Here is a 21,872-nt window from a genome sequence, read left to right as displayed (position 1 = left end):
TTATTTGGGTTGACAATAAAAAAGGAACTTCCTCTTCGTTGAAAATCTTATCCATTTACATGATCATTAAATTTTGGGAGGCAAGAAGGTATGAATTTACTAAACGAGGTTATAGATTGGGGCTCGTTGGCTGAAAAAGCAATACACGGCAGCCGTGTATCGCTGGAAGAAGGCATAGCGGTACTGGAAGCCGATGATGAGGAGTTATTACCGATTATGCAAGCTGCATTTCGAGTACGACACCATTTTTACGAAAAAAAAGTAAAGCTCAACATGATCATGAACGCCAAAAGTGGCCTGTGCCCAGAGGATTGCGGTTATTGCTCACAATCTATCGTATCCACGGCGCCTGTGAACAAGTATAGTATGTTGGACAAGGAATCACTGTTGGCTGGAGCTAGGGAAGCAGTTGCACGGAGAGCAGGGACGTATTGCATCGTAGCTTCGGGCAAGGGCCCAACAGATCGGGAGCTGGATCAGGTGATTGAGGCTGTACAAGAAATTACTCATACAATGCCACTCAAAATTTGCGCTTGCTTAGGGATTCTCAAGGGAGATCAGGCACGGCGGTTGGCAGAGGCTGGGGTACATCGATACAATCATAATTTAAATACAAGTAAGGCCAACTATCCCTCGATTACAACCACACATACATACGATCAACGCGTCGAAACTGTGAAAATGGCACAATCTCACGGAATGTCTCCATGCTCTGGCGTTATTATCGGGATGGGGGAAACGAATGAGGAAATCGTTCAAATGGCTTATGCCTTACGGGAGTTGGATGCTGACTCTATTCCGGTTAACTTCTTGAATCCAGTCCCCGGAACCCCATTGGAGGGAGCAAAGCGAATATCACCTATCCAAGCTTTGAAAGTGCTGGCACTGTTCCGATTCATCTGTCCATCCAAAGAAATACGCGTTGCAGGTGGACGAGAGTTGAATTTACGCTCATTACAACCGTTATGCCTGTATGCAGCGAATTCAATTTTTGTTGGAGATTATTTAACGACAGAAGGCCAAGAGGTCACATTTGATCATCAAATGATTGAAGATCTTGGTTTTGAAATTGAGATGTGTGCCCTTTCAACCGTATAATAGAAATTGTACAAACTTGGAAGGGAGAGTTAAACAATGAGCGAAAAAGTATTTATTAGTCCAGGTAAATATGTGCAAGGGAAAAATGTGATTGATAAAACAGGTGAGTATGTTAAGCCATTAGGCCGTACTGCCTTGGTTATTGCGGACAAGCTGGTTTGGGAGATTGCAGCCGACCGCGTGGTAAAAAGTCTGGAACTGGCTGATATTACAGCAGTTAAAATTGAATTTCAAGGGGAAGCCTCCAAAAACGAAGTCAACCGTATTGTGGATCAGGGACGAAGCGCCCAGGTCGACATTGTCATTGGTGTAGGTGGCGGTAAAACGCTGGATACCGCTAAAGCTGTAAATGAACTTCTCGGTTCCTCAGTTGTGATTATTCCAACGACTGCTTCTACAGATGCCCCTACTAGTGCACTATCTGTTTTGTACACCGACGAAGGTGCATTTGATACGTATTCCTTTTTCAGTAAAAATCCGAGCCTGATCCTAGTGGACACAAAAGTCATATCTCAAGCACCGCCCTTATTCCTCTCCTCAGGCATTGCAGATGCCATGGCGACGTGGATTGAAGCCCGTGCGGTCATTGAAGCTCGCGCAACGACAATGGCTGGTGGTTTGCCAACTTTGGCGGCAGAAGCCATTGCGTCCAAGTGTGAGGAAGTTCTTTTCGATTACGGACTGCAGGCTTACGAATCCGTGAAACGCAAAGTCGTCACACCTGCGCTTGAAGCGGTAGTGGAGGCGAATACGTTGCTAAGCGGTTTGGGCTTTGAAAGCGGCGGTTTGGCAGGCGCACATGCGATTCACAATGGTTTTACCGTTCTGGAAGGAGATATTCATCACCTAACACATGGTCAGAAGGTAGCTTTTGGCACCTTAGTCCAGCTTGCCTTGGAAAAAAGACCTTTGTCCGAGGTGGAGCGGTATATTGACTTTTATCTAAAACTCGATCTGCCTGTCACGCTGGAAGACATTAAGCTACAGGAAACTTCCCGAGAGGATTTGTACCGGGTAGCTCAGGCTGCTACCAAAGAAGGCGAAACTGCTCACAATCTACCATTTGCTGTCACAGCGGATGATGTGCTTGATGCAATTTTAGCGGCTGACCAGTATTCACTTGCCTATAAGGCCAAAATTGGACATAGAAACTAACTCCATACGAAATAAAGTAGATTCAAAGGCCGCTGATCAGCGGCCTTTTTTCCATTATTTAACTTGCAACTTATGTTATGATTTTTATGGTACATAATCAGGAAATGCCGGGAGTATATTTAGGGCTCCCCTAAAATTTGAGAGGAGTTTAGCGATGGCAAAATGGAACGTAGAAGATCAAGGTATTCAATATACTATTGAGTACAAGCGTAGCTTAACTGGCGGGAGAATTATTGTGAATGGAAGCGAGCAGAAGGTTAAAAGCCAGAATGCATTTTTGAACTTGATTGATTTTCCTATTAAATTGAAAGAAAAAGCTGTAAATGTTGTTGTCATTGGTAACAAAGCGGATTTAGCTGTGGACGGTGTATATCTTGGGTCCAATCAACCTTATGTTCCTGTGAGTAAAGTTCCGGGCTGGAGTTGGGCTTTTGTCGTGGTCAGCTTGGTTATAGGATTGCTATTTTCGGGGATTTTCGGTGTGTGTATAGGAATATTGGGCAGCATGTTTTACGTGAAATCATCTTTATCCATGCATCAAACCACCAATCGAAGAGTTGTAAATTGCTTTATTGTCTTTTTCATCATCAGCGTGATACAAATTGTTTTTGGAATTGCAGCGAATTCTTGGATTAACACGTTGTAAAATAGATCAACTTAGCCTAAGGTTGAAGCAAGAAGGCTCTCACGCATGAAGCGGTGAGAGCCTTTTGCTGTGTTAGATCGCCCAATTTCCTTTACGGAAGATAGGTTCCTCAGTACCGTCCTCAGTAACGCCGTTGATGTCCATTTCACCTGAACCGATCATAAAGTCGACGTGAGTCAGACTGGAATTCAGGCCGTTGGCAGCCAACTGCTCTTGAGTCATATCCTTGCCGCCTTTAAGGTTAAATGCATAAGCATTACCGATGGCCAAGTGGTTAGAGGCATTTTCATCAAACAACGTATTATAGAATAAAATATTTTTATCAGAGATAGGTGACTTGTGAGGTACAAGAGCAACCTCACCCAGGTAGTGTGAACCTTCATCCATTTCTACGAGATGCTGAAGAGTTTCCAAACCGGTTTCTGCCTGTACATCGACAATACGTCCATTTTCAAAAGTCAGTGAAAAGTTGTCGATGATATTTCCGCTGTAGCTAAGTGGCTTGGTGCTGCTGACCTTACCGTTCACTCCCGTTTTAAGCGGAGCTGTAAACACTTCCTCAGTAGGCATATTGGCTACAAAAGTATGTCCCTGTTGGTTGACGCTTTCAGCCGCTACCCACAGATGATCTTTTGCCAATTCGATGGTGAGATCTGTGCCTGGAGCCAGATAATGCAGCTTTTTATAGCGTTTGGCATTTAAAATATCAGATTTACTGGAAAGGGTTTTCAAATGCTCTTTCCATGCCTCCACGGGGTTATCCAGATCCACACGCACGGTGCTGAAAATGGCATCCCACAGTTTATCCATTTGCTCGGAAGCTGGCAGATCAGGGAATACTTTGGCAGCCCATTCTGCAGAAGGATAAGCAATCAGAGACCAACTGAATTTGTCAGCCATTTGATATTCGCGGTATTGACGTAATTCATGTGACCGCACGCGCTGAGCAGCAGTAATTCGGCTGGACGGAATCCCCTGAAGCAAATCCGGATTTTCTGCAATGACATGGAGGACAGCTGCGCCATTTTCGACCTCTTCAGTCATTTCGGCTGCGTACCATTTGGGAGCAATATTAAAAGTTTCATCAGGAGCTAGTTCATACTGTAATCGAGTAATGGTCTCATCACTCCATTTTACTGTAACCAGCTTGGCTCCGGCAGTATACGCTGATTTGACGATAAGTCTCACGAGTTCGGCGGACAAAATTGGTGCATGAACGATGAGTGTCTGCCCAGGATGGACATTGGCGCCGACCCGAACGGCTAACTCGGCATATTTTTGCAATTTTTGTTGAAAATCTGACATGTAACTTTCCTCCATTTCACGAAAAGCCTTAAATAAGGCTTGGGTAACTTGCACAGTTTTTTTGCAAATTCCACACATAGCTTATATATTGTACAATGTAACGAAAAGGTTCACAAATTAGTTTTGGTACTATTTAGTGAAAATGAAAGGGCGGATAGATGAATGACAGAGCAAAATTCACCTCAGGAAGTGAAAGAAGTACATATTCAACAGGCACAAATGACAAGAGATGAGAATGGTGCTTATTTGGGCCAAGTGGTATTTGGAGTAGACGGGCAGAGTTCTGTATATGAAATCACATTCCACAGTAAAAGGGGAAAGGAATGGGATTACAGTCTCCATTTTGCGGGAGAGCCACGGGTGGAGGAAGAGATGCTGCAAATGGATAGCTGGATTGAAGAGAACGATGATTTATTCGACTATTTGCTAGATACGGCATGGAGCAAATTACCCGAGTAATGTAAACATGGTCTATTTTCGTGACAAGCGGATTATATTTAGCAGTGTCCGCATAATCTGCTGACATGGGGGAAGCCTAAAGGTCGATATTAACAGTAAATTCCATGTGAATAGGAGGGTGAAGCTTTGGCAAATCATCTGTTCACCGAAGGAATGACGGCAAATGAAGAGGCTGCTCCCGATCTCCTGAGCTTACGGACGCTATTTGTAAATATGTGTTTTATTGGGGAGCCAGGAAGCCGTTCCTGGGTGCTGGTGGATACGGGGATGACAGGATTTACGGACTCGATTATACGCCTGGCAGAGGAACGGTTCACTGGCCCTCCGATCGCTATTGTGCTTACACATGGTCATTTTGATCATGTAGGTTCGGTTATTGAGTTGGTACAGCATTGGGGTACACCTGTTTATGCACATCCTTTGGAATTACCTTATTTGACGGGAATGAAGGATTATCAAAAACCTGACCCTAGTGTAGGGGGAGGTTTAATGTCGGGCATTTCCTTCTTATACCCCAGTGATGCTATAGATCTCGATGATCGTATCACCTCCCTGCCCCAAGATGGCAGTGTCCCTGGTGCCCCTGGTTGGAAGTGGCTGCACACGCCAGGACATACGCCTGGTCATGTATCGCTTTTTCATGAGCGAAGAAGGTTAATGGTGGCCGGTGACGCTTTTATTACGGTGAAACAGGAATCGGCACTGGCCGTTATTTTACAGGAAAAAGAAATACACGGGCCTCCTGCGTATTTTACAACAGATTGGCAAGCTGCGCAGCGCTCGGTGGAAATGCTGGCCAAGTTAAAGCCTGAGATTGCAGTTACAGGACATGGTCATTACATGCATGGTGCTGAGCTGACAGATCAGCTAGAGCGACTGGCAGGAGATTTTGAGCACATGGCTGTACCCAAACAAGGGCGTTATGTGTAGTCATGTGTGAAGGACGATGCCTTGCGGGGCATCGTTTTTTTTGTGGACGTGGAATTTTTTTGCTCAGCATGGTATAGTCAAGCCAAAAGCTAAACGCTTTCATTAAACATCGTCATTTCATCAAGGAGGATTTTTTGATGACACAACAACATGCTGCAATTGGTGATCTTTATTATGGAATACCGGCGATTCGTCTTAAATTTGGACGATATGAAGCGGTTGCCCTGCCGGGAAACGGCGCAAATCTGATTTCTTTTCGTGACAATGAAACGGGATATTCTTTTCTGCGTGAGCCAGATGCTGAGAGCATAGAGGCTTTTAAGCAAAGCCCGTCCGTTTACGGAATTCCTTTCCTGTTCCCTCCGAATCGGTATGAGGATGGAAAATTCCTGTGGAATGGTGTTACATATGAGCTGCCGATAAATGAAGAGGCGACCCACAACCATCTGCACGGCTTTTTACACACTGTTCGGTGGGAGGTCGAGGACTACGGTTCCGGGGAGCAGGGCAGCTATGTGGTAATGAATCAGCATGTAAGGGAAGGACATCCCATGTTCCGCTATTTACCCTTCACCTTTACCATGAAACTAACGTACAGTCTGGACGAATTTGGCCTGCATCAGCGTTATGTGATCCATAACGAGGGCGATCAACCGATCCCCAATTTATTTGCCTTTCACACAGCGATTCGCGTTCCGTTCGTACCCGATAGCTCGCCTGAGGACTACAAGATTAAGGTCACAATCGGTGAGCGTCGTGAGCTGACGGAACGGTTGTTGGCCACAGGTCAGTTCCAGCCTTTATCTCCGGAAGAGGAACTGCTGAAGACGACGGGAGTTAGTCCTTATTTTGCCTCTATGGATAATCATTACACGGCAGCTCCGCAAAATGGACGCAACTACATGGAACTGACACACAGTAAGACAGGTGCTACCCTCGTATACGATGTAGGTACAGCTTATAAGCATTGGATGATCTGGAATAACAAAGCGAACAAGGAATTCGTCTGTCCTGAGCCGCAAATGAACATGATCAATGCACCGAATCGTCCGGACTTGCCTGCGGAGGAGATCGGATTGATAGCACTGGCTCCAGGCCATATTTTTGAAGCAACCAGCCGTTTGTATTGTGTTACACCTAATAAATCGAAATCCTAGCATTTAAATTTATCCTTATAGGCCTGTATCGTGTCCAACGGTGCAGGCTTTATTTGGGGTTGTAAAGCACAGGTAAGGGCCAATGGGGAAGGAGGACGAAAAAGGTTGCAGAATGCCAAGCAGTCATAGTATGATACGAAACAGGAGATGATCAGATGAATTTTCCTTTTCAAGCCGTCAAACGCAAGCAAATCGCCGATGAAGTAGCTGAACAGCTGCAACGAAAAATTGCTGCTGGTGAATGGGATGTGGGCACTAAGATTCCAAGCGAACCTGAGCTCATGAAGCTATTCGGAGTCGGGCGATCTACAGTACGTGAAGCGGTTAGCGTTCTGGTGCATGCCGGTCTATTAGAGAAAAAGCAAGGACACGGAACTTTTGTTTGCCAACCGACAACTTCTCATGAGCCATTGGATTACCGTCTAAGCCGTGCTGAAATTATTGAGGTTTATGAAGTGCGGAGTGTGTTGGAACTAGAGATTGCCAGATTGGCTGCGTTACGTCGTAAAGACGAGGATCTACGCTTGATGCGTGAGGCGCTGGATCGTCGTGCTGCAACCCTGGCCGCTGGAGATATGAACGGGTATTTGGATGCGGATATCACTTTTCACTTGGCTGTTGCCGGAGCTACACGCAATAAGGTGCTTACAGATGTATATGGCAGCTTTGTAGAGGCCATTCGCAAGGCGTTGAACAATCTCATTACCGATCCGGCGATGCAAAATCATTTTACTGTGCAGCATGAAAAAATATATGAAGCAATCCGGGATCAGGATGGCAAGGCTGCCGAGCTGTATAGTATTCAACATTTGGACGGCACCAAGCTGGAGCTGCAAAAGCATATGGGAAGTTCATAATTTTTTTACTTTTAAACATCAGATGATCTGATGAATAAAATCTTTAACCTTCTACTTGAGCATCTCCTAAAATCAAACCAAAGGTGGTATCTGTATGCGCAAAATATGGGTGTTGGACACAACGTTAAGAGATGGAGAACAATCACCAGGAGTTAGCTTAACTAGCACGGAAAAGGTGGAAATTGCCCTTCAGCTGCAAAAATTAGGCGTAGATCGGATTGAGACCGGCTTTCCAGCAACCTCGCCTGGTGAGATCACCAGCATGCAGGAGATTGCCAAACAGGTTACCCAAGCGACACTGGTTGGTTTTGCGCGCTCGAAAGAACAGGATATTGATGCGGTCAGAGAGGCGCTACGAGGAGCAGAGGATGCCTGTCTTCATTTGTTTCTGGCTACCTCACCTATTCACCGCCACCATAAGCTTCGAATGGATAAAACGAAAGTATTAGAGACCGCTGCTGCTGCCATTCGTTATGGACGCAAGTATTTCAGCAAGGTAGAATTTTCAGCAGAGGACGCCAGTCGTACCGAACTGGACTTTATTTGTGAGGTCGTAGATATGGCGATTCGTGCTGGAGCGACAGTCGTCAATTTACCGGATACGGTGGGATATGCCTCGCCGGATCAGTTCGGTGAAATGTTTAGAATTGTAAAACAACAAGTGCCCGGTATCGAAAAAATACAACTTAGCACACATTGTCATGATGATCTTGGTATGGCAACAGCTAACACGCTGGCGGCCATCCGTAATGGTGTAGACCAATTTGAAGGTACCATCAATGGCATCGGTGAGCGAGCCGGAAATACACCTATCGAAGAAGTTGCACTGGCCCTTGACACCAGAACCGAGCTTTATGGTGCACAAACGAGTCTGGTTTTGGAGGAACTGTATGCTACCAGTCGCCTGGTGAGCAAACGAACGGGGATGTCGGTGCCGGGAAACAAGGCCATTGTTGGAGCCAATGCGTTTGCTCACGAGTCTGGTATACACCAAGACGGAATGCTTAAAGAGCGTACAACATATGAGATCGTGTCCCCTGAGCGTATTGGTCTGAAGACGAGTAAACTTGTGTTGGGCAAGCACTCGGGTCGACATGCATTTAAAGAAAAACTGGCGGACATGGGCTTTGATGCTTTGACGGAGGAACAGCTGCAAGAGACGTTCCGCAAATTCAAAGCATTGACGGATAAGAAAAAACAGGTGTTGGATGAAGACTTGCTCGTCCTGATGGACGAAAGCCGCAATGCCTCGCCTCAAATGTACACACTGGATTCCATTCAGGTGTCTTATGGTAATCAGTCGGTTCCAGTCGCATCCATTCGATTGGGTAAACAAGATGGGACAGCAATTGATGAAGTGGCAATGGGTAACGGTTCTGTAGATGCGATTTTCCATGCTATAGACAAGGCCAGTGGTGAAGAGGTGGAGTTGGAGGATTATTCGATCCAATCTGTAACTTATGGCAAAGACGCATTGGGGGAAGTGCACGCCATTTTGAGGCAAGGAGAGTACACAGCTCTGGGAAGAGGCACAAGTACTGATATTTTGGAAGCTAGCGCCAAAGCTTACATCGATGCGCTGAACAAGCTACTGGGCAGAAAAGAAGTGCATGCCAAAAGCAATATCACCATTAGTTGATCCTAGTGGTCAGGCTTGTAGACGAATTTTCCTTCTTCCTCCTCTGGACTCATCGTAAAAAAGCGCTTGCAAAATAAATGATAACATTTGAAATTTAATGTATAATAGGCAAGAGAGATCACCATATTTTGTCTGAATTACATAGGCCAAGAGGAGGAAATGAGTTGAACTACCGCATTGAAAAGGATACGTTGGGCGAAATCAAAGTACCGGCAGACCGTCTGTGGGGAGCGCAAACACAGCGCAGCAAGGAAAATTTCCCGATTGGCTCGGAGAAAATGCCATTAGAGGTCATACAGGCGTTCGCGGTGCTTAAAAAGAGCGCGGCGATCAGTAACTATAAGCTGGGTAAGTTATCACAGGAGAAGCAGGACGCCATTATTTATGCAGCGGACGAGATTCTCGCAGGGCGGGTTGATGACCATTTCCCGTTGGTTGTATGGCAGACAGGGAGCGGAACGCAGTCCAATATGAATGTGAATGAAGTGATTGCTCATCTGGGAAGCCAATGGTTACAAGAGCAGGGAAAAGATACGAAGCTGCATCCCAATGACGATGTTAACATGTCGCAAAGCTCAAATGATACGTTTCCTACGGCGCTTCATGTAGCGGGTGTCATTGCAGTGGAGGACCGTTTGTTGCCTGCTATCGATAAGCTCAAAGAGACTTTTCAACAGAAGTCAGAGCAATTCAAGGATATTATAAAAATTGGGCGAACCCATTTACAAGATGCGACACCGCTTACGCTGGGTCAGGAAATAAGTGGTTGGTATGCAATGTTAGACAAGAGCAAGCGAATGATAATCGACACGGTGCAATACATGAAGGAGCTGGCGATTGGCGGTACAGCGGTGGGGACTGGAATTAATGCTCATCCAGAGTTTGGCTCCCGAACCTCAGCGGAAATTTCCAGTTTCACTGGCAAAACGTTCACTTCCGCACCCAATAAATTTCATGCACTGACTAGCCACGATGAAGTGGTGGCCGTACATGGAGCAGTCAAAGCGCTCGCTGCCGATTTGATGAAAATCGCCAATGATGTTCGTTGGCTGGCAAGTGGTCCGCGTAGTGGCTTGGGCGAAATCACGATTCCTGCTAACGAGCCAGGTAGCTCCATCATGCCCGGCAAGGTAAATCCGACCCAGAGTGAAGCACTGACGATGGTCGCTACGCAAGTCATGGGTAATGATGCAGCTATCGGCTTTGCAGCAAGTCAGGGTAATTTTGAACTGAACGTGTTTAAGCCAGTAATCATATACAATTTTTTGCAGTCTGTTCATCTGCTGGCCGATTCCATCATTGCTTTTAATGACAACTGTGCCGTTGGCATTGAGCCTGATCTCACGAAGATTGAGCACAATTTGAATAATTCACTGATGCTGGTGACGGCATTGAATCCACATATCGGATATGAAAATGCCGCTAAAATCGCCAAACTTGCACATGCAGAAGGGCTGTCCCTAAAAGAAGCGGCACTCCGCAGCGGACTGTTGACTGAAGAACAGTTCGATCAATATGTTGTACCTGCGCATATGATTCATCCTAAAGCCTAAAGCACGACGATTGTCTCTGCTTAAGCCTTATAAAAAATATACAAACCAGCTCATGGAGTGCGATTTAGCACAAACCATGAGCTGGATTTTTTATTTTATTATATAATTTTTTGTTTAGAATTAGTATTCTGTGTGATTTGAGGGTATATAGATAAAAGGCGAAAAATTGAACATCTATTTTCAAGATAGGAGAAGCCGTATGGAACAGACAACCGTTATTAATTTTATTGTGCTTTTGCTGTCCGGCTTGCTGCTGGTCGGTGTGCTGACTACCAAATTTTCCAGCCGTTTCGGTATGCCTGCGCTTGTTTTGTTTATTGCCGTAGGCATGGTGCTCAGTCAGTTTATTTATTTTGATAATGCCTTTATCACACAACTAGTTGGCATTCTCGCGCTCATTGTAATCTTGTTTGAAGGCGGGATGCAGACAAAGTTTGCAGATGTTAAGCCAGTTATTCGACCTGCGTTGTCATTATCAACCTTGGGGGTCATCATTACGACTGTCGTCATTGGCGTCTGCGCCAAGTTTATTTTAGGCGTAAGCTGGATGGAATCCATGCTGTTTGGCGCTATTGTTGGTTCGACGGATGCGGCAGCCGTGTTTTCCGTTCTAGGAGGTAAAAACATCAAAAAGCGAATTACCTCGACGCTTGAAGCGGAATCCGGTAGTAATGACCCGATGGCTGTATTTCTCACAGTAACATTGATTGAGCTGATACATCACCCTGAGCAATCCATTTGGATACATATCTTGTTATTTTTATGGGAAATGGGCTTTGGTTTAGCCGTTGGTTTTGTACTCGGACGCTTAGGTGTATATGCCATTAATAAAATGAATTTTGATTCATCCGGTTTGTATCCTGTGATGGCATTGGCATTTGCGGTCTTGACGTATGCGGCGGCGTCGTTACTAGAGGCAAGCGGATTGCTGGCGGTGTATGTCATGGCGATTGTATTGGGAAATTCCGACTTGACCTACAAGCGATCTATTATTCATTTTAACAATGGCTTCGCCTGGATGGTGCAGATTATGATGTTTGTCCTGCTCGGGTTATTGGTCTTTCCCGATCAATTGCTGGGCATTGCGTGGCAAAGCTTGGCGCTCTCCTTCATCCTCATGCTCGTGGCTCGTCCAATAGGCGTGTTCCTAAGCTTGCTTTTTTCCAGGTACTCTGTGCGCGAGAAAACACTGTTATCCTGGGCAGGACTGCGTGGGGCGGTACCTATTGTACTCGCAACCTATCCTTTACTGGATGAGATGGATGTAGGACCTTTGTTTTTTAATGTTGTATTTTTCGTCGTGCTCACTTCTGCGATTATTCAAGGTACCACTATTTCGTGGCTAGCGGTAAAGCTTGGCTTGATGGACCCTAACGAGACGTCGTCTCCATCACTGCTGGAATTAGTTTCACTGGGAAAAACTACTTCGGAAATCAACCACATTCAGGTACAAAATGGGATGTCGATAGCGGGCAAAGCGATTCAGGATATACAGTTGCCTGAAGATATTTTATTCACAGCCATCATTCGGAACGAGCAAATTATTGCCCCGAGAGGCACGACGGTGATTGAACCGGGCGATACTTTGTACGTGCTTAGTCCCAAACTCAAGCGACAGCAGATGAAAGAGCTGTTCATGCTGCTCGAACCGGAGGCTGCTCCGTAAATAGGATATCACCCCTACATTTCAGTCCTTCACATTTATGTGAAGGGCTTTTTAATGTATTCTTTTTCAGAGTGGATGAATCTGTTAAAAAATTGACACTATCATTCTACAAAATTAGTTTATGATATTGTCGTTAGATGTCGCAGCCTATCGTTACGGATCATTTGATGGGCAATAGTGATGAAATACGATAGAAGTCACCAAACAGGAGAGATGATAAATGAAACCGGAAGTCTTGCCACAGCGTGCAGCAGCTCGCAGGCAGAAAAATAAGAAAAAGAAACGAAAAGGAAAATTTGGTCGCTTTATGCTGCGACTTTTTATTGTATTCCTGTTAGCGGGAATTGGGGGTGGTGCATGGTTGTTTTTAACCCCTTCTGGCAAGGACATGCGCTATTTGGCTGCGGACACGCTGATTACGACTCAGCATCGTCACTGGGCGAAATATTTTATCGGCGAAGCAGAAGCGAAGAAACGAGTGGCTGAATATTCGGCCCGGTTCGAAGAGATGGGTGAGGAGAAGGATAGACATACAATCAACTTGCCTGATCTGATACCTACCAAAGTACAGCAAACGCCGTTGGTTGAAGTGGAAGAAGTGTCGGGTCGTAACTATCATGGCTATGTTATGACGGTGCATGACCCCACTAAAATTAGGCTCGGGATTCCTGCTAAAGTCGGCCGGGGAGAACATGTATCTAGCATGGTCGAGCGTTTGGGGGCTGTTGCTGGCGTAAATGGCGGTGGCTTTGCTGACCCCAACTGGAATGGGAATGGTTTTAAACCGATTGGCGTTGTCATTTCCCAGGGTAAGATATACTACAATGATATGGGTAGAAATGCCTCTGTTCAAATCGTAGGTATTGATAAACAGGGGAAAATGATAGCCGGTCACTATTCCTTGTCCGAGTTGTCCAAAATGAATGTGCAAGAAGCGGTTACTTTTCAACCACGTCTAATCGTGAATGGGAAAGGTCTGATTCGCAATGCAAGCGAGGGGTGGGGAATTGCCCCCCGTACCGCAATGGGGCAAAGAGCTGACGGTGCCATTATATTCGTGACCATCGACGGTCGTCAGCCTGGGTACAGCATTGGTGCCAACTTGTATGATATGCAAAATATTTTGCTTAAACATGGAGCAGTTATCGGTGCTAATCTGGATGGAGGTTCTTCAACGGTGCTAGTCAAGGATAATGCCATTGTAAACAAGCCTTCTTCTGAATACGGAGAGCGGTATTTGCCGACTGCGTTTCTCGTATTTGAGCATCCAGAGACCGTTAGTATCCCGAACATATGGGAAGGTTTGAATCCTGGAGACATTGACGCAGCCAAAAAGAGATAGGTCAGGAATGAACAAGTTCATTTAGTGAACGGAGACTGATGATGAAGCTAAAACGAGCAGGATTTCAGCGATTGTTTGTCGCCTTGTTAATGCTATCCTTACTCTTGACCACAATGCATCAGGCGGCTGCCGAAGCTACTAAACAGGGTGCCATAGCGTCTCAATCAACGCAGTTCATAGATATTGTTATAAACGGACAACCTATTGACAGCAAGGCTAAACCTCTATTGATCGACGGGAAGCTCATGGTTCCGCTTAAATCTTTAGCCGAAGCTGTAGGTGCAACCTACCACTGGGATGTCAAAAAGAAGCAGATTACGCTACAAAAGTGGGCAGAACCCTTGGTTCTTAAGGAGCGGTCACGTAAGAACCAGCAGCAACTTACCTTTGAGGTTGTAAGTGAAGAAGTATATATACCTCTGAGAGATGTTTCGCTTGATTTAGGTTATACGTTGGAGAAGACAAATACACAGATTCAGATTCAGCCGCCGATTCACGGTAAACTAAAAGAACAAATATATGAGGGAGATCTCGTGGCAGCACGCGAAGCGTTAATCCGCATAAACAGAAGTTCTGTCCATCCTTATATAGAACCACACCGTCCTAACACTGAGCTTCTGTCCAGTGTCTACATGTTCCCCCAAGGTGAAGCATTACGGTATTTTACAGTGAACGGGGATGTGCTGAGTCTGATTGAAGTGAAGGACGGTTTTCCGATTGTCACCTATCAAGGGTATGTGGGAGCTCCCTTTGATAAAGAATTTACAATGGAATACGACCCGCTGGGGCGTTTTTTGGAGAATAAAGCCAAAAATCAGTGGGGAACTTATCCGAAAATAAATAAGCCGCTGATCTACGAGTTCACTACAGGATGGGGAGACAGCAGTACCACTTTCTATGGGCGTATTACTACGGATAAAAAAGAAGAACTGCTGGGTACTACTGGTGATCCGATAACTGGACTCCCGGCTAATACCAAACAAATTATGAAAACCTTCAAGCTGCCGTGGGAATCGCGTACAGATGCCCAGCAGGTGATGGAATAAGTTAAAAGCAGCAATAGCAAATGAAAATATAAGAAGCGCGGATCGTTGAAGTAAAGATACTTCCGGTACGCGCTTTTTTCGATAGGATTTGTACTTTTGTTGCTTCGTGCTTGCGTAAATATCTATTAAGCATCATTATCTGCTTCGAGAAACACGGAGATCAGAATTCGGGCGTTGTTTTCTCCCACATTTTTGACATAGTGGGGGATGGCTGCTCTCCAGCTAAAGGAATCTCCTGCTTCCAGGGTAGCTGTATCCTCGCCTTGCTCCACGTATACCGTGCCCTCCAAGATAAAATGAATCTCATCCCCTGCATGAGCATGCTCTTCTTCTGTAGATGAGCCGGGCGGCATTTCAACGAGCATCATTTTGACGTTACCCTGCCCCCCCAAATGATCGACCTGGAGCTTGTTTTTACCATATAAGGTTTTACGGCGCTCGTCCTTGCGAATCACTTGCATCCGTTCCTCATCTTTAAGAAGCAGAAAAGCGAGAGGTACGTTTAGCGCATTAGCGATGCTGTCCAATGTAGCGATGGAAGGGGAGGTTTTATTATTTTCTACTTGACTCATAAACCCTTGCGATAGTCCGGTTCGTTCGCATATTTGCTGAATGGATAAATTTTTACGTTTACGAGCAGCGCGTATGTTGCATCCTATACTCATAGAGCGTTCCTCCTATAAGGAAATATAATATATACTAATGTAATATTTATCATACCAAATATTTTGTTGACAGACCACTGTTTCTTATGATAAATTCACATTACAAAATAATTATTTCTATTACTAATAATTCGACTTTGATTCACAGTCATGTGTAGCGGCATAGATTCAGACAGTATTATTTTTTCAACCAAATTATTAGTAATATAAATTAATTATTCATATGCACTTGTGTGAGTGTAATAAACAAACAGAATGGAGAGATAAATATGAGTTCAGCAAGCAAAAATATTTCTACAATTATGCGGGTGGCACTGGGAATTTTGTTTTTGGCACACGGAATTGCTAAATTCCAAATGGGGTTGGGTAATGTAGCAGGCTGGTTTTCCAGCATTGGCGTTCCAGGATTTTTAGGTTATGTCATTGCGGTGATTGAGTTGGTCGGCGGAATTGCATTGATTCTTGGATTACTTACCCGCTATGTATCTGGGCTATTTGTGATTGTTTTGATCGGCGCTATTTTTACAGCAAAATTGTCCGGCGGGTTGATGGGGAATGGCCAAGGAGCTGGCTATGAACTGGATATTGCTTTTATTCTTGTAGCACTTCATCTGGTATTTGCACCAACGACTCGCTTGTCTCTGGATTCGTTGATCGGCCGTCGTGAGTCAACCGAACAATAATTTTTGAATAGCTTTAGTCCTCCAATCCATGTAGAAAGAGGGAAATCTCATGACAGCACATATTCATGACAACACCAAAATCGGGCAGGTTTCATTAAAAGTAAGCAACTTGGAACGTTCTATTCAATTTTATACAGAGGTCGTTGGTTTTCAGCTGCTGCGTCAAACGGCGGATACCGCTGAATTGACTGTCGATGGGAAGCATGCGTTACTGATCCTTAACTATATTGAAAATGCAGTTATTCTGCCGCGCCAGTCCGCAGCCGGATTATACCACTTTGCTATTCTTCTACCGAACCGTGTAGCTCTGGGCCTGTCTTTACGTAATCTGCTGGCTCATGAGATTGAAATCGGACAGGGAGACCATGATGTAAGTGAAGCCCTATATATCCATGACCCCGATAATAACGGAATTGAAATCTATACAGATCGTCCCCATGATCAGTGGAAAAAGGATGAAAATGGATTTTACATGATGGGAACAGATCCCGTGGATGCAGAAGACTTGGTTGCGATTTCCGAGAATTTACCTTGGCAGGGACTACCTCAGGGAACGGTAATCGGGCACGTCCACTTCCATGTGTCTAATTTGCTCAAAGCACAGCAATTTTATTGCGATGTGCTTGGCTTTGACATTACGTGCCGGTATGGCTCTTCAGCCTTGTTCGTTTCCGCAGGTGGTTACCACCACCATATGGGCTTGAATATATGGGCAGGTGAAGGAGTCCCACCAGCTCCTGAGCACGCTGCCGGACTGGATTATTTTGAATTGATCGTACCAGATCAGAATGAATTGAATGCCGTTGTGGCTCGTTTAGAGGCAGCAGGCTATGGGGTGCAAGAACGCGATGGCGCCAAGTATGTAGCTGATCCGTTCCGCATTCAAATTAAACTGGTTAACGGTCAAATCTCGTAACATAGAAGGAACTCAACAGAAACAGAAAAGGGTATTCCTATAAGCCGTAAAGGCTGGGAATACCCTTTTTTCGTATACCTAGAACAAGCTCCAATCCAAATCCCGAGACATCGTCTCCAGCAAGTGTACACCAGCTGTACTGTTTCCCATACGGTTCAGAGAAGGTCCAACCAGTCCAATGCCATAGCGTCCAGGTACCATCGTCATAATACTGCCTGATACGCCGCTTTTGGCAGGTAGTCCGACTTGAATGGCGAATTCCCCTGAAGCGTCATACATGCCGCATGTCGTCATAAATGTTTTGGCGATCTGTACATAGCGGCGGGGAATCAGCGGTATACCTGTCACCGGATCACGGCCGTTGTAGGCTAGTACAAGTCCCATACGTGCTAAATCTGTACAGTTCAATTTGACAGCACAATGTCTGAAATAAACTTCAAGCACATCCTCCACATGACCTCTTAAAATACCTTTTTCCATTAGAAAATAAGCAAGAGAACGGTTCAAATGGCCTGTAGCTGATTCTGAGTCGTAGACATCCTGATCATATTCCAATGTGTCATTGTGGGTAAGCAGGCGGAAAAATTGGAGAACACGGGCAAATTTCTCTTCTGGACTGTTCCCGCGAATCAGAGAGGAGATCGCGATTGCCCCCGCGTTAATTAGTGGGTTAAACGGAATCCCCGGCTCAACCAGTTCTAGTTTCAACATGGAATTAAAACGGTCTCCGGTAGGCTCCATACCCACCTTAGAGAAGACAACGTCCTCTCCATTATCCATCAAGGCCAGAATGAGCGTAAATACCTTTGAAATACTTTGCATCGTAAATTGGATTTCCGTATCCCCGGCTACCACGGTTTCACCTGCACCGTTCATTACAACAACACCAAGCGCGTTGGCCGGGGCTTTGGACAGTTCGGGAATATATGCTGCTACCTTGCCATGAATATACTCATGACGGCTTTGTTCTACCCATTCCGGCAGTTTGGTCTGTAATCTCTGCCACTCCGATGTCATTTCTTTTCCTCCAGTCGAGTAACCAATCTGTGGTATTTTATTGTAGAGCAAAAAGTAGCTATATACTTATTTTAAAGAAATTTTCAGTCAAAAAACAAGCTCTGATGTCATTTCTTTTTCTCCAGTTAAATACCCAACCTAATGTAATATCGGGATTATAGTTTATCCCCTGTAGTCTTCATTCTCTTCATCCAACTGCCTATCCAGAAATCACTTCTAAGTGGCACATATACCTTTTTTAGCATTGGTTCATAAGAAAGTTTCCCATCTTTAAAAAAGTTAATAGGAGAAGGAGATGAAGTGAAGCATGGTACACGGTATGTTAGCGGATTACCCGCGTGAGAAAACGATTCATCAACTGTTCGAAGAGCAGGTTGAGCGCACACCGGATCACATAGCAGTTGTATTTGGGGACAAGCACTTGACGTATGCTGATCTGAACAAACAGGCTAATCAACTAGCACATGTTTTGCGGGCTAAAGGTTTAGAACAAGACGAGGCTGTCGGAATTATGGTCGAATGCTCATTGGAAATGATCATCGGAATTTTCGGGATTTTAAAAGCTGGGGGAGCCTATGTTCCGATTGATCCTGAATACCCGAGGGAACGTATACGCTATATGCTGACGGATTCTGGTGCAAATCTCCTGCTGACCCGGCTTCCAATCCACCAGCAAACAGAACTCGCCAGTGTTGTACTGGATTTGATGGACGAGCGGAACTATGGGAAAGAAACAGGGAATCTCTCATCTAAGCAAGGTTCCGACACCCTTGCTTGCATTATGTATACGTCTGGCTCTACAGGCGTACCTAAGGGCACCCTGACGATGCACTACAATATTACACGTGTTGTTAAAAAGCCGAATTACATCCAATTCTCGACAAAAGATAGGATATTACAAGTGGCCAGTTTTTCGTTCGATGGTTCTACATTTGGTATTTATGGAGCTTTGCTTAACGGAGGCACTCTCGTTTTGAACTCACAAGATCAAACCATGAATGCACGTGAGCTATCAAGCGTCCTACGGACACAAAAGATCACGAAATGCTTCGTCACGACAGCACTTTTTAATGCATTGGTGGATGTGGATCCCGATTGCTTTGCAACAATTGAAACCTTGCTATTCGGTGGTGAGAAGGTTTCAGTCAGCCATGTGCGTAGAGCGTTTGCCCGTCTAGGTCCGGGCCGCTTAATTCATGTCTATGGACCGACGGAGAGCACGGTATTTTCTACTTATTATCATATCGATCATTTGGACGAAAATGCAAATACCGTACCGATCGGCAAACCCATCAGCAACACGAAGGTTTACATCTTGGATCAAGAGCAGCATCCTCTGCCACAGGGAGTTGCAGGTGAACTGTACATCGCTGGCGATGGATTAGTTAAAGGTTATTTGAATCGTCCAGAGCTGACAGAAGAGAGGTTTATTCAGTCTTCATGGGTACCTGGAGGCAGGTTGTATCGAACCGGAGATTTGGTGCAAGAGCAAGCGGACGGAAACATCGAATATATCAGCCGGATCGACGATCAAGTGAAAATACGGGGTTATCGAATTGAGCCTGGGGAAATAGAGTCGCATTTATTAAAAGTAGATGATATACAACAAGCGGCAGTTATTGCCCGTGAAAAGGAGGCCGGTCAAAAGCAACTGGAAGCATACTTTACGGCGACCAAAAAACTGACAGCAGATGAAATTAAAACGGCTCTCTCTATAAAGCTGCCGAATTACATGATTCCATCTTTTTATATACAACTAGAACAAATGCCATTGACACTGAATGGTAAGCTGGACCGCAAGGCACTGTTGGCCCTTGAAGAGAATATGCATGGTGGAGCAGAATATGTGTCTCCTAAGCCAGGACTGGAAACGAAGCTGATGGACATCTGGCAGGATGTATTGGGTGTGCAGCAGTTCAGTGTTTTAGATAGCTTCTTCGACCTCGGTGGGCATTCTATTCATGCGCTTACATTAATGTCGAGAATGGAGCGTGCAGGATATCACGCCACTTTAACAGACATTTACCACTATAAAACGATTCGGGCACTCGCTGATTATCTTCATTCAACTCAGAATAATATTGTAGGGTCCGAAAAGCAACAGGACATCATAAAAACAACTCAAGAGTTGATATCTTGGCTTCACCAAGAAACAGATGGTGTTTACGAGCTGGTGAAATACCAAGTAAGGGATTTTATTCACGAAGTTAGAGATATTCAGGTGCTTTACTGCGACACGGTGGCTGACGTTAACCATATCATGCGGATCATGGACGGGAAAATAACTCAAGAGCTACTGCCACACTACATTGTACCACTGCATCAAAAAACTAAAATGGCTGATCTATACTGGACCATGGATGAAGAGGTATTTTTCCAACGTCTGGGCTTAAAAAGCATGGATCTGGATCAGGTGGAAGGTTTACGCAAGCTTCTGGAAAACGATTATTTGAAAAAAGATCAGTGGATTAAAACAGGAGCAGTGGCACAAGAATATCCGCTAAGTGGAATTCAGCAAATGCAAATTTCGTTTGATACACCTCCAAGTTTAGGTATATTTAGGCTGGATGAGTGCGTGAATTACGATTTTTTGGATCAGGCTTTCGCTCATTTTGTACAAAGTCAAGGATTACTGAGAAGTGTCCCGGTCCAAAGAGATGAATGGACTTATTGGAGGGAATACGTACCTTCTAGCGATGGTTTACCAAAACTCAACATCATTGATGTGTCGGATTACAACCCATGTGGTCCCATTACGGACATGATAAATGATTATGTTACGAACACCCGTTTCGCCGAAGAACATACTTTGTTCCACATGTTTGTGCTGAAACGAAACCTTCGTGAACATTATGTCATAACTATTTATCATCATGCGATATGCGATCGGGTGACCTCGGAAGTAGCTGAAAGACAGTTGGTTGCTTACTACAGGAGTCTGCTTCAAAATCGACCCCTTCCTACGGATGAAGTGAAGCCCTATGTGGAGTATGTCAATCTAATCCAAAGTGGACCGAAAGGAATTACGGAACAAGAATTGATATCAGCCTTTAATCTGGAAGCGTTCCAAAAAAGCAAGCAAAATGTCTTCCAGGCACCAAATCTTCGAACGTGCACAGAAGCCTACCTGTTTAACGTAAGCATCCCTGCTGAAAATCCTTCTTTGGAGTTTGCGCTTTCTGTCTATACAAGGGGCTTGCAAACTTATTTAGGTATGGATAAGCTACCATTGTTATTTTTATATGATGGAAGAAGGTACGAGGAGGCGGCTTATTATAACACGGCCGGTGAATTTATTGATTTTGTACCTATGCTGATCGAACTGAAACAAAATCCGGATGAAATGATGCAGTCTGTCAGAAGCAGACTGGAATTATTAAAACACCATACGATTAATTTTATGCATCTTCTTACAAGTCCTGATTACAAAGACAAGTGGGAACGTGCCAGAACATTTGCACAGTTTGGGAAGCAGTACGAGCAACTAGACTTATTCATGTTTAACTATTTAGGAAACAGCGCTAAGGCAGACTCAAAATACAGCAATTATTATGATGAAACTATCATAAAGCAACCCAATCCGCTGCCGATCTATTCACTGTTCAATTGCATTGCTTCTTCCTACACGGACGGCCTTATTTTTTCTATACGATGCAGTTACGAGATAGAGGTTGAGGAAGTCAGGGCTGCATTTTATCAAGCTGCCGGTATGGCATCCCGGATAGGGGAGGTTTAATA

At 44.8% G+C, this 21,872-nt stretch carries 17 protein-coding genes and 1 pseudogene; 15 read left to right on the top strand and 3 right to left on the bottom strand.

Going from position 1 to position 21,872, the window contains the following annotated elements; translation table 11 throughout:
* Positions 1 to 90: 90 nt before the first annotated feature.
* The 3 genes from bioB to MKY75_RS12870 all read left to right on the top strand — a co-directional run bounded on the left by bioB (position 91) and on the right by MKY75_RS12870 (position 2,899).
* Positions 91 to 1,098, top strand: a complete 1,008-nt coding sequence (gene bioB, locus MKY75_RS12880) for a biotin synthase BioB (protein ID WP_029517504.1) — start codon at positions 91 to 93, stop codon at positions 1,096 to 1,098.
* Positions 1,099 to 1,134: 36 nt separating this feature from the next.
* Complete coding sequence (locus MKY75_RS12875) at positions 1,135 to 2,253, top strand: glycerol dehydrogenase (protein WP_029517505.1); 1,119 nt, start codon at positions 1,135 to 1,137, stop codon at positions 2,251 to 2,253.
* 154 nt (positions 2,254 to 2,407) lie between these two features.
* Positions 2,408 to 2,899, top strand: a complete 492-nt coding sequence (locus tag MKY75_RS12870) for a hypothetical protein (protein WP_029517506.1) — start codon at positions 2,408 to 2,410, stop codon at positions 2,897 to 2,899.
* A gap of 72 nt (positions 2,900 to 2,971) precedes the next feature.
* On the opposite strand, the gene MKY75_RS12865 is transcribed toward MKY75_RS12870, so the two are convergent.
* The gene (locus MKY75_RS12865; RefSeq protein ID WP_039273168.1) at positions 2,972 to 4,204 is read right to left on the bottom strand and encodes an aminopeptidase; all 1,233 of its coding nucleotides are present in this window, start codon (positions 4,202 to 4,204) and stop codon (positions 2,972 to 2,974) included.
* Between the two features lie 162 nt (positions 4,205 to 4,366).
* On the opposite strand from MKY75_RS12865, the gene MKY75_RS12860 reads away from it, so the two are divergent.
* From MKY75_RS12860 to MKY75_RS12820, 9 genes are all read left to right on the top strand, one after another.
* The gene (locus tag MKY75_RS12860) at positions 4,367 to 4,663 is read left to right on the top strand and encodes a hypothetical protein (protein WP_023988878.1); all 297 of its coding nucleotides are present in this window, start codon (positions 4,367 to 4,369) and stop codon (positions 4,661 to 4,663) included.
* Between the two features lie 126 nt (positions 4,664 to 4,789).
* The gene (locus MKY75_RS12855) at positions 4,790 to 5,593 is read left to right on the top strand and encodes an MBL fold metallo-hydrolase (RefSeq protein WP_039273163.1); all 804 of its coding nucleotides are present in this window, start codon (positions 4,790 to 4,792) and stop codon (positions 5,591 to 5,593) included.
* A gap of 137 nt (positions 5,594 to 5,730) precedes the next feature.
* Positions 5,731 to 6,750, top strand: coding sequence for an aldose 1-epimerase (locus MKY75_RS12850; protein WP_340885591.1), 1,020 nt, complete (start codon positions 5,731 to 5,733; stop codon positions 6,748 to 6,750).
* Between the two features lie 155 nt (positions 6,751 to 6,905).
* Positions 6,906 to 7,607 (top strand): FadR/GntR family transcriptional regulator, encoded by a 702-nt coding sequence (locus tag MKY75_RS12845; RefSeq protein ID WP_340885588.1) that lies wholly within the window; start codon positions 6,906 to 6,908, stop codon positions 7,605 to 7,607.
* Between the two features lie 94 nt (positions 7,608 to 7,701).
* A complete protein-coding gene (locus tag MKY75_RS12840; protein ID WP_165146545.1) occupies positions 7,702 to 9,246 on the top strand; it encodes a 2-isopropylmalate synthase in 1,545 nt (514 codons plus the stop codon).
* A gap of 164 nt (positions 9,247 to 9,410) precedes the next feature.
* Positions 9,411 to 10,799, top strand: a complete 1,389-nt coding sequence (gene fumC, locus MKY75_RS12835; protein ID WP_165146542.1) for a class II fumarate hydratase — start codon at positions 9,411 to 9,413, stop codon at positions 10,797 to 10,799.
* 199 nt (positions 10,800 to 10,998) lie between these two features.
* On the top strand, positions 10,999 to 12,465 hold the full coding sequence (locus tag MKY75_RS12830; RefSeq protein WP_029517512.1) for a potassium/proton antiporter: 1,467 nt from the start codon (positions 10,999 to 11,001) through the stop codon (positions 12,463 to 12,465).
* 220 nt (positions 12,466 to 12,685) lie between these two features.
* Positions 12,686 to 13,807, top strand: a complete 1,122-nt coding sequence (locus MKY75_RS12825) for a phosphodiester glycosidase family protein (RefSeq protein WP_029517513.1) — start codon at positions 12,686 to 12,688, stop codon at positions 13,805 to 13,807.
* 41 nt (positions 13,808 to 13,848) lie between these two features.
* On the top strand, positions 13,849 to 14,853 hold the full coding sequence (locus MKY75_RS12820) for a copper amine oxidase N-terminal domain-containing protein (RefSeq protein WP_029517514.1): 1,005 nt from the start codon (positions 13,849 to 13,851) through the stop codon (positions 14,851 to 14,853).
* Positions 14,854 to 14,978: 125 nt separating this feature from the next.
* On the opposite strand, the gene MKY75_RS12815 is transcribed toward MKY75_RS12820, so the two are convergent.
* Positions 14,979 to 15,518, bottom strand: a complete 540-nt coding sequence (locus tag MKY75_RS12815; RefSeq protein WP_029517515.1) for a helix-turn-helix domain-containing protein — start codon at positions 15,516 to 15,518, stop codon at positions 14,979 to 14,981.
* 269 nt (positions 15,519 to 15,787) lie between these two features.
* Here MKY75_RS12815 and MKY75_RS12810 point away from each other — a divergent pair, with 269 nt between their 5' ends.
* Together MKY75_RS12810 and MKY75_RS12805 are read left to right on the top strand one after the other, a co-directional pair.
* Positions 15,788 to 16,201: a DoxX family protein gene (locus MKY75_RS12810; protein ID WP_029517516.1), complete on the top strand. Its 414-nt coding sequence runs from the start codon at positions 15,788 to 15,790 to the stop codon at positions 16,199 to 16,201.
* Between the two features lie 49 nt (positions 16,202 to 16,250).
* The gene (locus MKY75_RS12805; protein ID WP_029517517.1) at positions 16,251 to 17,117 is read left to right on the top strand and encodes a VOC family protein; all 867 of its coding nucleotides are present in this window, start codon (positions 16,251 to 16,253) and stop codon (positions 17,115 to 17,117) included.
* A 78-nt stretch (positions 17,118 to 17,195) separates the two neighbouring features.
* On the opposite strand, the gene glsA is transcribed toward MKY75_RS12805, so the two are convergent.
* Positions 17,196 to 18,134 carry a glutaminase A gene (glsA, locus tag MKY75_RS12800; protein ID WP_029517518.1) on the bottom strand — a complete coding sequence of 313 codons (939 nt, stop codon included), beginning with the start codon at positions 18,132 to 18,134 and terminating at the stop codon, positions 17,196 to 17,198.
* A 319-nt stretch (positions 18,135 to 18,453) separates the two neighbouring features.
* Here glsA and MKY75_RS12795 point away from each other — a divergent pair.
* Positions 18,454 to 21,870 (top strand): annotated as a pseudogene (locus MKY75_RS12795) (amino acid adenylation domain-containing protein); the annotation flags it as partial.
* Positions 21,871 to 21,872 lie beyond the last annotated feature (2 nt).

This window comes from Paenibacillus sp. FSL L8-0663 (assembly GCF_038008125.1).
In the GTDB taxonomy this organism is placed as follows: Bacteria; Bacillota; Bacilli; order Paenibacillales; family Paenibacillaceae; genus Paenibacillus; species Paenibacillus polymyxa_D.
This window is presented reverse-complemented; position numbering and strand designations above follow the sequence as displayed.